Raw genomic sequence first — 11,955 nt, 5'->3', positions numbered from 1 at the left:
AAATCCTTTCAACCGGCGGCCCTTTTCACGGCGGCCTGCAACCGGCCCGCGCTTTGCGTGTGATGGGCGTGGCAGATCGCGATCGCAAGCGCATCCGCCGCATCCGGCCCCGCCACCTGCGCGCCCGGCAAATGCAGCCGCACCATATGATCCACCTGTTGTTTAGCGGCATGGCCCACGCCGACCACTGTTTTTTTCACCGCATTTGGCGCATATTCCCCGACCTCCAGCCCGAATTGCGCCGGAACCAGCAATGCGATCCCCCGCGCCTGGCCAAGCTTCAGCGTCGCCACCGCATCCTTGTTGACGAAAGTATGTTCGACCGCCGCCGTTTCCGGCTGCCAGTCCTGAAACACCCGGGTCAGCTGGAAATGCAGCGAGGCGAGGCGGCGGGCGAGGTCTCCGGTCGTTGCATCTGAATGGCAGATGCCATTCGCGACATGGGTCAGACGCGATCCCGCGACATCAATCACCCCCCAGCCAAGGTTCCGGAGCCCCGGATCAATGCCGATTACGCGCATGACTGCCCTCTTTTTGCTTTTGAACCGTACTAGCACGAAAAGTGAACATCCGCCAATCGCGTTCTTTCCGCCTGCATTCCCTGGCACAGATCCGGCTTCGGGGCTGAAAGCGACACCCGGCGCCATCTCGCCGACAGGATGCTGCACCTGCAGCATCAGACCAGGGCGGATCAAGGCAAATTTGTGACCTGAGGCATGCAAGAACTGCATTGCAGGCTTGCTGGCGCATGACTTGCTTTGCACCTGCAGCACGTTTATCTGGCTGCACGAGGCGTTGATCGCCCGGAAAACAGTCAGTTTAAAAAGATAAGGAAACAGTCCCATGGCCGCCATCGAAACGAGCCGCCCTGCGCCGTTCGGCGCCATCACGACGTATCGCGCCGTTAACGGCTTTGGCGGCATTTTTGCTGCCTTCAAAGCCTGGAACGACGCACGCGTCACCCGGAAGGCCCTGTCGAAGCTCTCGGATCGCGAGCTTGACGATATCGGCCTGTGCCGCGGTGACATCGAGATGCTGGGTCGCTGAGGTAACGCCTCAGTCTCCCTGACCGAACGGGTCACAGGACAAGTAAGGGACCGTCTCGCGACAGAAGTCGCAGGCGGTCCTTCTGCTTTTCAGGGCTTTGATGATCTCAGGGCTTCGATTTTCTGTCTCCACGCCAGCCTGATGCCAGTACGCCAGTCGCATGCCAGCCCCTTATGCCCATAGCTGTTGCGCCCGCCTGAGCCCCGAATGAGAAAACCGCCACGCGGCATCGGCCGGGGCGGTTTCGCGCTGAACAGTATGCGCAGGATCAGACGACAGCGACCAGCCCGCGCAGACCCTGGCCGCGCCGCCGCGAGGTCCGGGTTACTGGCGCTTTTCCGGGAAAACCTCGCCCAGGAAAGAGGCCACCAGCTTTGTTACCGGATCGGCGGACATGATTCTCGCGGCGATCGGGTCGAAATCGCTGCCGGTCGCCAGACCGGCCACGCGTTGCTCATAAACCTCGTCGCCAACGTAAAAATAGATGGCGCCCTTCATGATCCAGCCGATCATAAGCAGGACCAGTATTGCGCGGATCGTCTTGCCAAATGAACGCTCCCGCCGCCAGGTCGACGACCGGCCCATCGTGCCTTTGGCCTCGAAACCATAGCCCTTGCTATGGGCCTTTTCGATCCGGCGCAGACGCCCGGAGAACGTTTTGTAATTCGGGTCAGTCAAAGTCATGACCAACTACTCCCATAGCCCCCGCCATAAGGAATTCATGCGGTTTAAATATGGTGGAATTGGGGCAATCGCCCCGAATACCGTCAAATCAATGCAGTTTTTATTTGCATTTTCAGGTGCTTACACACGTTCCATGATCAATGCCGACCATTCACCCAGATCGTTTCTGTCTTGCAAACAAAACTGGGAAGCCATGTAACTTTCAATGATGCTTTCCGCCTGAACGACCAGCAGGCCGGAAAGAATCACCTTCGATCCCGGCTTTGTCATTTTCGACATGATCGGTGCCAGTTCGACCAGTGGCCCTTTCAGAATATTGGCAAAGACCAGGTCCCAGGGCGCTTCGTCGCGCAGCCTGCGGTGGTCGAACCCGGCGGCCTCGACGCATTCAATGCGGCCCTCCAGATCATTGATCGCCACATTGGCTTTGGCGACATCCACCGCCACCGGGTCGATATCCGAGGCAATCACCAGCGCATCGGGCAGCATTTTCGCCGCAGCCATTGCCAGCACCGCCGTGCCCGCGCCGATATCGGCGACTTTGGCGGGGCGGTAGCCCTCCTCGTAAAGCTTGTCGAACGCCAGAAGGCAGCCCAGCGTCGTGCCGTGATGGCCGGTGCCAAAGGCCATGGTCGCCTCGATCTGCAACGCGACGCGTCCCTCGGGCACCTTATCGGCGTCATGGCTGCCAAACACGAAGAAGCGCCCGGCATCGACCGGATGCAGCTCGCGCTGAACTTTCGCGACCCAGTCAACCTCGGGGAGTTCGGAAATCAGGAAGCTTTTCGCGCCATAGGCGGCGGCGAGAATATCCAGCACGATGTCATCGGGGGCCTCGGTATAATAGGCACCCACCTCCCAGAGGCCGGACCCGTCCTCGACCTCGAAAACGCCGACGCCATAGGGCTCGGGCTCCTGATCCTCGATCGCCTCGCCAAGCGCGCGGGCGGCCTCTTCGCCGGTAAGCGTGGTCAGAGCGGACCAGGTTGGCATGGTGTTTTCTCCGGATCTGGGGTTGATCTGGTCCTAGACCCCGCCCCCGTCAGGGTCAACCTGCCATGGGCAGGCTGTGCCGCCCTCGGCGCCGGTCCGATCAGCGCGCTTGCGGCGCACGCCCCTTCGCGCCAGGGTTGGCCGGCATATCCCGGAGTAACCGATGCCGAATGAGAGCCTGCGCGCGCCCGCAACCCGCATCCGCGATCATGCCTATGCGCCCTATTCGGGCTTTAAGGTCGGGGTGGCGCTGCGCACGACCAGCGGCGCCGTCTTTACCGGCGTCAATGTCGAGAACATCGCCTATCCCGAAGGCACCTGCGCCGAGGCCGGCGCCATTGCCGCCATGTGCGCCGCCGGAGAGCGCCGGATCGCCGGCCTCCTGGTCATCGCCGACAGCCCCGAACCGGTGCCCTGTTGCGGTGGCTGCCGTCAGAAAATCGCCGAATTCGCCGCCCCTGATATGGTCGTGACGCTCGCCACCACCGAGGGCAAGACCCTGAACATGACCGTGGCCGAGCTGTTGCCCGGCGCTTTCGGCGCAGCACATATGACCCGCACCGAAAGCGGCGGGGCCGCCTGAGATGGAGCCCGCCCGTGTCATCGCGACCATCCGCGACGGCAATACCTCCGATGAGGAAGACCTGCGCGGCTTCGCGCTCGGGCTTGCCAGCGGCGCGGTCTCGGATGCCCAGGCGGGGGCTTTCGCGATGGCGGTGCTTTTGCGCGGCCTGTCGGATGAAGGGCGCGTCGCGCTGACGGAAGGAATGCGTGACAGCGGGCGCCGGTTGCGCTGGTCGCTGCCCGGTCCGGTGGTGGACAAGCATTCGACGGGCGGCATCGGCGATTGCATTTCGCTTTTGCTGGCGCCGGCGCTGGCCGCCTGTGACGCCTGGGTTCCGATGGTCTCGGGGCGCGGGCTTGGCTTTACCGGCGGCACGCTCGATAAGCTCGAGGCGATCCCGGGGCTGCGCACCGCACTGCCCGAGGCCGAAATGCAGCTTCAGGTCTCGCGGATCGGCTGCGCGATCGTCGCGGCGGGAGAGGCGCTGGCCCCGGCGGATCGCCGGCTTTACGCAATCCGCGCTGTCACCGGCACGGTCGAAAGCATCGACCTGATCACCGCCTCGATCCTGTCGAAAAAGCTCGCGGCGGGGGTCGGAGCGCTCGTGCTTGACGTGAAATGCGGCTCTGGGGCGTTCATGAAGACGCTTGCGGATGCCGAAAAGCTGGCGCGCGCCCTGGTGCGAGTGGCGCAGGGCGCAGGTTGTCAGGCGCGGGCACTGATCACCGATATGGATCAGCCGCTTGCGACCGCCGCCGGCAATGCGCTGGAAGTGATCGAGGTGATGGAGACGCTGACCGGTACTTCGGTCAATTCCGACCTGCGGCTTCTGGCCGGCGATCTGGGTGGCGAGGCGCTGGCGCTGGCGGGGCTGGCCCCGGATGCGCAGGCGGGGGCCGCGAAGATCCTTGCAGCCCTGGATTCCGGCCGGGCGGCCGAGATCTTTGGCCGAATGGTCGCAGCCCAGGGTGGACCATCGGATTTCGTCGAACGCTGGCCGGACCGCCTGCCCTCGGCCCCGGTGGTGGTGGAGGTCCCGCCACCCGCAGGTCTGGCAGATGGCGGTATCATCACCGCGATTGACGGCGAGGCGCTTGGCCATGTGGTCGTGGCGCTTGGCGGCGGCAGAACGCATGAAGGGGCGCGGATCAACCCTTCGGTCGGGCTTTCCGATCTGGCCGCACCGGGCGAAGATGTGGCGGATGGCGCGCCGCTGGCCATGGTCCATGCCAGCAGCATCGAAAGCGCCGAGGCGGCGGTGGCCGCCGTGCAGCGCGCCTACCGGATCTCGGATCCGGCGGGCTTTGCGCAGGATCGCGTGGCCGGCGGCTGCACGCCTGGCGACGGGCCGCTTGTGTTGAAAAGGATCGGCTGAATGGCGCGCGCCTTTCTGATCGTGCTGGATTCCGTCGGCTGTGGCGGGGCCCCTGATGCGGCGGATTTTGGCGATGAAGGCGCGAATACGCTCCTCCATATCGCCCGCGCCTGTGCGGCAGGGAAAGCGGATCAGGGCCGTAAAGGCCCGCTTTCCCTCCCGAATCTTGACCGGCTGGGGCTTGGTGCTGCGATCCGGCTGGCCTCGGGCGAGGCCGCGCCAGGGCTCGCGGCCACGCCCGAGGGCCTTTGGGGCGCGGCGGAGGAAATCTCGAACGGCAAGGACACGCCTTCGGGCCATTGGGAGCTCGCGGGTGTGCCGGTGCCCTGGGACTGGACGCTTTTCCCCGATGAGACCCCCGCCTTTCCGCCGGATCTGGTGGCCGAGGTCTGTCGGCTCGCTGGAACCGGGGGGATCCTGGGGAACTGCCATGCCTCGGGCCTGCCGGTGATCCGGCGCTTTTGCGAAGACCATAAACGCAGCGGCTGGCCGATCTGCTATAGTTCGGCCGACAGCGTGTTCCAGATCGCGGCGCATGAGGACTGGTTCGGGCTGGACCGGCTTCTGGCCCTCTGTGCAGCGCTGGCGCCCTATCTGCATGCGCGCCGCGTTGGCCGGGTCATCGCGCGGCCCTTTACCGGAGATTGCGATGCGTTTCACCGCACTGCGAACCGGCGTGACTATGCCCATCTGCCCCCGGCCCCGACGCTGCCGGAACATGTGATGGCCGCGGGCGGCATGGTGCACGGGATTGGCAAGATCGGCGATATTTTCTCGATGCGGGGGATCGGAAAGCTCTGGAAGGGCCAGTCCGATGCCGATCTCTTTGACCATCTGGTCCGGCTGGCACGCGAGGCCGAAGACGGCGCCCTGGTGTTCGCGAATTTCGTTGAATTCGATACGCTTTACGGCCATCCCCGCGATGTGGCGGGCTATGCGCGGGCGCTGGAAAGCTTTGACGCCGCCCTGCCCCGCTTTCTCGACCGGCTTGGGCCCGGAGATCTGGCGATCTTTACCGCTGATCACGGCAATGACCCGACCTGGCCCGGCACGGAACATACCCGCGAACGGGTGCCGGTGCTGGGCTATGGCGCGGGTCAGCGCGGAATCGGGCTCCGGGCCTTTACGGATGTGGGGGCAAGTGTGGCGGCGCATCTGGGCGTGGCATTGCCCGGGCCGGGGCGGTCGTTTTTGTGAGGCGTTGGGCCGGGGGCCAGCCCCCGGAACCCCCGGGATATTTAAGGACAGATGAATATGAGCGAATTTGCAGAGCTGCCGAAGGTGGAGTTGCATCTGCATCTGGAAGGGGCGGCACCGGCCTCTTTCATCCGGGGGCTGGCCACGGAAAAGCGCGAGGATATTTCCGGGATTTTTGGCGCGGATGGTGGCTATGCCTGGCGCGATTTTCCGCATTTCCTGAAGGTCTGTGAGGCGGCTGCTTCGGTGTTGCGCCAGCCCGGGGATTACCACCGGCTGATGCTTGCCGTGGCGGAGCAGAGCGCCGCTTCGGGGGTGATCTACAGTGAGATTTTCATCTCGCCAGATCTTTGTGGCGGGGGCGATGCGGCGGCATTCGCTGATTACATCGCGGCAATCCGCGAGGCAGCCGCCGCCGCCGAAGCCGGGTTTGGCGTCACGTTCCGTGGCATCGCCACCGCGATCCGGCATTTCGGGCCGGAGCGTGCGAAACGCGCGGCGCTGGCGGCGGCAGAGGTGGCAGGGGACTTCCTCACCGGCTTTGGCATGGGGGGTGATGAGAGCGTGCTCGCCCCCGGTGATTTCGCCTGGGGCTTTGACTGCGCGCGTGAGGCCGGGTTGAACCTGAGCGTCCATGCCGGCGAATGGCGCGGCCCGGAGGCGATCCGCGATACGCTGCGCGCGCTGAGACCTGCGCGGATCGGGCATGGCGTGCGCGCCATCGAAGATCTCGCGCTGGTGGATGAACTGGCGGAACAGGGCACCGTATTGGAGGTCTGCCCGCTCTCGAATATCGCGTTCGGGCTTTACCCGGAAATGCGCCATCATCCCATCAGCGAGCTGGACCGGCGCGGCGTAAAAGTGACGATCTCAACCGATGACCCGCCGTTCTTTCACAGCAGCATGGCGCGCGAATATGAAGAATTGCACCGCGCTTTCGACTGGGATGAGGGGCAGTTCCGCAAACTTGGCCTTCAGGCGCTTGACGCCGCTTTCTGTGATGCGGATACGAAGAAGAGATTAGCCAAAAAGCTGGAGGCCTGAGCCATGTCGGATATTCTGACCCCGAACCACCTGACGGTCGTCACCCATCCGCTGGTTCAGCACAAGCTTACCATCATGCGCGACAAGGACACTTCGACTGCGAGTTTCCGCAAATTGCTGCGCGAGATCAGCCTGTTGCTGGCCTATGAGGTGACGCGTGGCCTGCCAATGACGACGCGCCGCATCGAGACGCCGATTGAGACGATGGATGCCCCGGCGATCGAAGGCAAGAAGCTTGCCCTGATCTCGATTCTGCGCGCCGGGAACGGACTGCTTGACGGTATCCTCGAGCTGATTCCCGCCGCGCGTGTCGGTTTTATCGGCATGTATCGCGACCCCGAGACGCTGCAGCCGGTGCAATATTACTGCAAATTGCCCGAACATATGGAAGAGCGCATCTCTATCGTCGTCGATCCGATGCTGGCGACCGGCAATTCCTCGGCGGCGGCGGTGGATCTGCTGAAACAGTCGGGCGCGAAGAATATCCGCTTCCTGTGCCTGCTGGCCTCGCCGGAGGGGATTGCCAAAATGAAAGAGGCGCATCCCGATGTGCCCATCGTCACGGCGGCGGTTGACCGGCAACTTGACGATCACGGCTATATCGTGCCCGGGCTTGGCGATGCCGGGGACCGGATGTTTGGCACGAAATGACCCTGCCGGGGTAAACAAGGGCGCGCAGAGGGGGCCGGGGCGCGCAGAAAGGGGCTGATCTGCGTCGCAATCGGTCGCCGGTCTGGTGGGCTATGGCTTTACTCACCCGCAGAAACCCTTAAAAATCGGCTCAGCTGTCCCTTCCGCTGCCCTGGGAGTACCCTGATGTCTGCCAAGATCCTGCCCGTCGCCTTTCTGGCGGCGGTTTGTTTCGCTGCACCAGCATTTGCCGATCTGCGCGGCCCGGCGGAACTGCCGCCGGCAGGGTATAAAGGCCAACAATATGTCGACAGCCGCGGCTGCGTCTTTCTGCGGGCAGGCAATAGTGGGCGCGCGACCTGGGTGCCCCGCGTCGCGCGCGACCGCAAACAGCTTTGCGGCTATGCCCCCTCGGGGCGGCCGACAGAGACCGCCGAAGCGGCACCCGCAGCGGTAGCGCCCGCAGCCGTGCCGGCAGCGAAATCTGCCGGGACGACCTTCTCCCCGCCCCGCAACCCGGGTGCACCATTGCCGCTACCGGCACCGATGCAGAGCGCCTTTGAGGCTGCCGGCAAGAAACCGGGCGCTGTGGCTTCTGCGCCTGCCGGTAGAACGGCTGCGACCAGCTTTGCCGCCGCCAAAGCCCCCGCCGCCGCACCGCGCATCGTCACCGGGACCGGGGCTGAAGGCCATCGGCTCGCCTGCCCCGGCTCGGCCCCGGTTGCGCAGAAATTCCGCGTCGAGGGCGGCGGCACCAGGACGCTTTGTACCAGAGGCGATGGCTCGCTTGAGGGCGCGAGCTTTCCCCGCCTTGTCACCGGCGGCATCGACAGCTGGGCAGGCACCGCCACGGCGGTGGCGACCGGACAGACCATCACTGTGACCACCCGCCAGGCGGCGACCGCAAGCGCTGTTCCGCCCCCGCCGCCGGGCTATAAACGCGCCTGGGAGGATGACCGGCTGAACCCGCGGCGCGGCCAGCAGACCGCGAAAGGCATCGCAGATCAGGAGACAGTCTGGACCAGATCAACCCCCGCAGAGCTGCATGACGGCACCGGTCGCGAGACCATGGTAAAGGTGCGCCGCAGCGATGGCAGCACGCGGATGGAGCCCGCGATCGTGACCACCGCAGCCGATGGTGCGCAAAGCGTGGTATTGCTGGCTGCCCCATCCATTTCGAACTCATCGAAATCCACAGTGACCGTGGCAAAACCGGCGGCTGCACCTGCGGCCGGCGGTCGGATCTTTGTTCAGGTGGGGACATTCGGCGTCACCGCCAATGCCGAGGGCACGGCGGGGCGGCTCAAAGGCCTGGGCCTGCCCGTGTCGCGCTCGACGATCCGGGGCGGGGCGCTCCATGTGGTCTATGCCGGTCCCTTCGCCAGTACAGGCGAGGCCCGCGCCGCGCTGTCACAGGTGCGGGGCGCGGGTTTTGGCGATGCGGTGATCGTGCAGTAAGGCCGGATCGGACCTGCCGGCCCGCCTGGGCGGTGCCGGCGGGCCTATACTGATGCGGCCTCAGCCGCTGCAGACCGATTGCAGCGCGATCCAGTCATCATCGGGCATCAGCGGGCTTGAGATCCGGCCCTGGAACGGGTCAGCGGCAATCAGTTCAGCTGCCTTTTCCGCCGGGATCACGCCATTGGCCGCCAGCCAGCTGGCATAGGGCGTCAGCGGCACCTGGGCGGTCTCGAAGGCGGACTGGAGGCGCGACAGCGCCGGCAGCTCATGCTCATCACGGATGAACGCCTCGCCAAAGCCTTCCAGTGCGGTGACCGGCAGCTCACCCGAAACCAGCAGGTCAAAGGTAGCCTTCAGCCCGGCATGATCCAGGATGCCGCGCATCGGATCGGCGATCCCGGCCTTGATCCCCTCGGCCAGCGCCGCCCCGGCAAGCGCGTCAGGTGCATCCTCGTCAATCAGCGACCCCGGGAGCAGGATTACGCCACCTGGCAGATGCGCCGGGCGCGCCAGACCCTCGGGCAAGACATAGAGGATCGGCGTATTCTCGGCCCCGAAAACCCGGTCCGACAGTTCGGCCAGCGCGGGCAGCCCCAGCTCTCCCGCACAGGGCGCCCCCGTCAGGCGGATCACATCATCGAGGGCCCGCATGCCGATCTCGACCTGTTTCGACGGCGGCACCACGGCGACCGTATGGGACACAAGGATGCGTGGCAGAACCAGCGTCACAAGGCCGAGAAGCCCGATCACCGCACCGCCGATCAGCGCGAAACGCAGCCGCCCGGGATGCGGCGAATCTGCGCGAACCGCCGAATTCACCATTTTCAGCGCGGCGAGCATGGTCTCATCGTCGATCTCGACCGATTCCGGGCTGTCTTCCCCGGGCGAGAACAGCGGCGGCTGCTGGCCCGGATTGACCCGCCTGACGGCCGGCAGAGACCAATGGCTGAGCGGCGTTCCCGAGCGCGGATCGCTGAGCACCAGCGTCGCCTCCCCCATCAGCACCACTACCTCGCGGCGCTGACCATCTTCGGTATCGCGCCACAGGCCGAGCGATTCCAGTCGCTGGAATTTGCTCAGCGCGGTGCCTGACCCTGGTGCCAAAGAACTGCCCGTTCGTCTTTTCATCTCCTGACCTTAGCCGCCCCGCGCCTGCGCCACAACGCCCTGCATCGGAATGGGCAGGTATCGGATGCCCCCGGAGACACCAGGCAGGCGGTGAATGTCGCATTCAGACGCGCAGAGGTTGCGCAGCCGGGCTTCACAGGAAAGGGAATGGGATGAGGAAGCCGATGACTGTCTCTGTGATGGCACCCGACCGCACGCTGATGGCGGTGGGGCTGACCCTGATTTACGCCGCGATGGTCGGCTTCAGCGATAATTATGTGCAGGCGGTGGCCGGGACCACCGGGCTCTGGCAGTTCCATGCGACACGCAGCTGCCTTGCTTTGCTGATGATGGGGCTGGTGGCGCCCTTTCTGGGCCTGCGGCTTCGACCGCGCAATGTAAAGGCAGTGGCGGCGCGGGCTTTGCTGCAAGGCATTGCGATCATGATTTACTTCGGTGCTCTGGCCTTCATGCCGGTTGCGGTTGCGGCAGCGGGGCTTTTCACCGCGCCGATCTTCGTATTGCTGATTTCGCGCCTGGTTTATGGCGAGCGGATCGGCCCGGTGCGGCTGGTGGCGGTGGCTCTGGGGTTTCTGGGCGTCGTGCTGGTGCTTGGCCCCCGCGCGCTGGCCGGGGCGGGGCTCATCGGCCTTGTGCCGGCCCTGGCAGGCGCGGTTTATGCCATGGCCAATATCGCCACACGGCGCTGGTGTGCCGAAGAAAGTGCCAGCACCCTGCTGGCCGGGTTCTTCGTAAGCCTGGGCCTTCTTGGGCTGGCGGGGCTGACAGTTCTGGCGATCTGGCCGCAAGCAGTACCCGGCGGCAGCGATGGCTTTCTGTTGCGCGGCGCGGTCTGGCCGGATGGCGAATACCTGTCCTGGATGCTGCTCCATGCCAGTTTTTCAGCGATCGGGGTCGGGCTTTGCACCAGAGCCTATCTTCTGGCAGATGCGGGCCGGGTCAGTGTGGTGGAATATATGGTCCTGCCGACTTCCGCGCTCTGGGGATGGGCGATCTGGGGGGAACGCCTCGGCGCTCTCGCCTGGATCGGCATTGTGCTGATCATTCTCGCCGGCACGATCATCGCCCTGCGCGCGCGGGATCAGGAGCGGTGATCGAATTCCTTCAGAGGAATTCGGTGAAAAATTCCTTCTCAGGAATTTTTTCGCTCAGCGGTCGTTGACCGCCTCGCGCCAGTGGCGGCGGCAGAGGCTCTGATAGGTCTCATTGCCGCCGATCACCACCTGGTCGCCATCGGTCAGCACTTGGCCATCGGGCCCCTTGCGCACCACCATCGTCGCCTTGCGGCCGCAATGGCAGATCGTGCGCACCTCGCGCATTTCATCGGCCCAGGCCAGCAATGCCGCCGAGCCGGGAAAAAGATCGCCCCGGAAATCGACCCGGAGCCCGTAGCACATCACCGGCACACCCAGATCATCCACCGCCTGGGCGAGCCGCCAGACCTGCGCCCGCGACAGGAACTGCGCCTCATCGATAAAGACGCAATCGACCTGGCCGCGCGCCTGCCGCGCCGTGATCATCGCGAAGAGATCATCTTCCGGTCCGAAAACATCCGCATCCATCCCGATGCCGATGCGGCTTGCGATACGGCCCGCGCCCGCCCGGCCATCCATCTGCGCGGTGATCAGATAGGGCGACATGCCGCCTTCCTGATAGTTATAGGCCGCCTGCAACAGCAGGGTCGATTTGCCCGCATTCATCGTCGAATAGTGAAAATAGAGCTTGGCCATGCTCATGCCCTGCCCCTTTGGCCCGGGCCCTGTCAAGCCCGCCGGCGGATCCGGGCCAGCAGCGCGCCGGGCCTGAAAGATTGCTCTGTTACTGCGCCCGC

At 64.8% G+C, this 11,955-nt stretch carries 13 protein-coding genes; 8 read left to right on the top strand and 5 right to left on the bottom strand.

Annotated elements, in window-relative coordinates; genetic code table 11:
* Positions 1 to 8 precede the first annotated feature (8 nt).
* Positions 9 to 521 (bottom strand): crossover junction endodeoxyribonuclease RuvC, encoded by a 513-nt coding sequence (gene ruvC / locus M3484_RS08775; RefSeq protein WP_249496578.1) that lies wholly within the window; start codon positions 519 to 521, stop codon positions 9 to 11.
* A gap of 322 nt (positions 522 to 843) precedes the next feature.
* On the opposite strand from ruvC, the gene M3484_RS08770 reads away from it, so the two are divergent.
* Positions 844 to 1,047, top strand: a complete 204-nt coding sequence (locus tag M3484_RS08770) for a DUF1127 domain-containing protein (protein WP_092895596.1) — start codon at positions 844 to 846, stop codon at positions 1,045 to 1,047.
* Between the two features lie 324 nt (positions 1,048 to 1,371).
* Here M3484_RS08770 and M3484_RS08765 read toward each other — a convergent pair whose 3' ends face one another.
* Together M3484_RS08765 and M3484_RS08760 are read right to left on the bottom strand one after the other, a co-directional pair.
* A complete protein-coding gene (locus tag M3484_RS08765) occupies positions 1,372 to 1,731 on the bottom strand; it encodes a hypothetical protein (RefSeq protein ID WP_249496577.1) in 360 nt (119 codons plus the stop codon).
* A 120-nt stretch (positions 1,732 to 1,851) separates the two neighbouring features.
* Positions 1,852 to 2,724 (bottom strand): 50S ribosomal protein L11 methyltransferase, encoded by an 873-nt coding sequence (locus M3484_RS08760; protein WP_249496576.1) that lies wholly within the window; start codon positions 2,722 to 2,724, stop codon positions 1,852 to 1,854.
* Between the two features lie 163 nt (positions 2,725 to 2,887).
* Between M3484_RS08760 and M3484_RS08755 the strand changes: the two genes are divergently transcribed.
* The 6 genes from M3484_RS08755 (at position 2,888) to M3484_RS08730 (ending at position 8,993) form a co-directional block, all read left to right on the top strand.
* Complete coding sequence (locus M3484_RS08755; protein ID WP_249496575.1) at positions 2,888 to 3,307, top strand: cytidine deaminase; 420 nt, start codon at positions 2,888 to 2,890, stop codon at positions 3,305 to 3,307.
* Between the two features lies 1 nt (position 3,308).
* Positions 3,309 to 4,664 carry a thymidine phosphorylase gene (locus M3484_RS08750; protein ID WP_249496574.1) on the top strand — a complete coding sequence of 452 codons (1,356 nt, stop codon included), beginning with the start codon at positions 3,309 to 3,311 and terminating at the stop codon, positions 4,662 to 4,664.
* Positions 4,665 to 5,861 carry a phosphopentomutase gene (locus M3484_RS08745; protein ID WP_249496573.1) on the top strand — a complete coding sequence of 399 codons (1,197 nt, stop codon included), beginning with the start codon at positions 4,665 to 4,667 and terminating at the stop codon, positions 5,859 to 5,861. It abuts the gene before it with no gap.
* Positions 5,862 to 5,918: 57 nt separating this feature from the next.
* Positions 5,919 to 6,905, top strand: a complete 987-nt coding sequence (locus tag M3484_RS08740) for an adenosine deaminase (RefSeq protein WP_249496572.1) — start codon at positions 5,919 to 5,921, stop codon at positions 6,903 to 6,905.
* A 3-nt stretch (positions 6,906 to 6,908) separates the two neighbouring features.
* Positions 6,909 to 7,556: a uracil phosphoribosyltransferase gene (upp, locus tag M3484_RS08735; RefSeq protein ID WP_092895584.1), complete on the top strand. Its 648-nt coding sequence runs from the start codon at positions 6,909 to 6,911 to the stop codon at positions 7,554 to 7,556.
* Between the two features lie 165 nt (positions 7,557 to 7,721).
* Positions 7,722 to 8,993 carry an SPOR domain-containing protein gene (locus tag M3484_RS08730; protein WP_249496571.1) on the top strand — a complete coding sequence of 424 codons (1,272 nt, stop codon included), beginning with the start codon at positions 7,722 to 7,724 and terminating at the stop codon, positions 8,991 to 8,993.
* 60 nt (positions 8,994 to 9,053) lie between these two features.
* Here the strand turns inward: M3484_RS08730 and M3484_RS08725 are convergent, their stop codons facing one another.
* Positions 9,054 to 10,100 (bottom strand): hypothetical protein, encoded by a 1,047-nt coding sequence (locus tag M3484_RS08725; protein WP_249496570.1) that lies wholly within the window; start codon positions 10,098 to 10,100, stop codon positions 9,054 to 9,056.
* A gap of 188 nt (positions 10,101 to 10,288) precedes the next feature.
* Here M3484_RS08725 and M3484_RS08720 point away from each other — a divergent pair, with 188 nt between their 5' ends.
* Positions 10,289 to 11,218, top strand: a complete 930-nt coding sequence (locus M3484_RS08720) for a DMT family transporter (protein ID WP_249496569.1) — start codon at positions 10,289 to 10,291, stop codon at positions 11,216 to 11,218.
* A 54-nt stretch (positions 11,219 to 11,272) separates the two neighbouring features.
* On the opposite strand, the gene M3484_RS08715 is transcribed toward M3484_RS08720, so the two are convergent.
* Positions 11,273 to 11,860, bottom strand: a complete 588-nt coding sequence (locus tag M3484_RS08715) for a thymidine kinase (protein WP_249496568.1) — start codon at positions 11,858 to 11,860, stop codon at positions 11,273 to 11,275.
* Positions 11,861 to 11,955 lie beyond the last annotated feature (95 nt).

Origin of the sequence: Pseudomonas sp. GX19020, assembly GCF_023371075.1 — a bacterium.
Lineage (GTDB): Bacteria > Pseudomonadota > Alphaproteobacteria > Rhodobacterales > Rhodobacteraceae > Pseudogemmobacter.
This window is presented reverse-complemented; position numbering and strand designations above follow the sequence as displayed.

Coding starts and splice junctions, on each gene's coding strand:
- ruvC (WP_249496578.1), bottom strand. CDS start 521: ATGCGCGTAATCGGCATTGATCCGGGGCTCCGGAACCTTGGCTGGGGG.
- M3484_RS08770 (WP_092895596.1), top strand. CDS start 844: ATGGCCGCCATCGAAACGAGCCGCCCTGCGCCGTTCGGCGCCATCACG.
- M3484_RS08765 (WP_249496577.1), bottom strand. CDS start 1,731: ATGACTTTGACTGACCCGAATTACAAAACGTTCTCCGGGCGTCTGCGC.
- M3484_RS08760 (WP_249496576.1), bottom strand. CDS start 2,724: ATGCCAACCTGGTCCGCTCTGACCACGCTTACCGGCGAAGAGGCCGCC.
- M3484_RS08755 (WP_249496575.1), top strand. CDS start 2,888: ATGCCGAATGAGAGCCTGCGCGCGCCCGCAACCCGCATCCGCGATCAT.
- M3484_RS08750 (WP_249496574.1), top strand. CDS start 3,309: ATGGAGCCCGCCCGTGTCATCGCGACCATCCGCGACGGCAATACCTCC.
- M3484_RS08745 (WP_249496573.1), top strand. CDS start 4,665: ATGGCGCGCGCCTTTCTGATCGTGCTGGATTCCGTCGGCTGTGGCGGG.
- M3484_RS08740 (WP_249496572.1), top strand. CDS start 5,919: ATGAGCGAATTTGCAGAGCTGCCGAAGGTGGAGTTGCATCTGCATCTG.
- upp (WP_092895584.1), top strand. CDS start 6,909: ATGTCGGATATTCTGACCCCGAACCACCTGACGGTCGTCACCCATCCG.
- M3484_RS08730 (WP_249496571.1), top strand. CDS start 7,722: ATGTCTGCCAAGATCCTGCCCGTCGCCTTTCTGGCGGCGGTTTGTTTC.
- M3484_RS08720 (WP_249496569.1), top strand. CDS start 10,289: ATGACTGTCTCTGTGATGGCACCCGACCGCACGCTGATGGCGGTGGGG.
- M3484_RS08715 (WP_249496568.1), bottom strand. CDS start 11,860: ATGAGCATGGCCAAGCTCTATTTTCACTATTCGACGATGAATGCGGGC.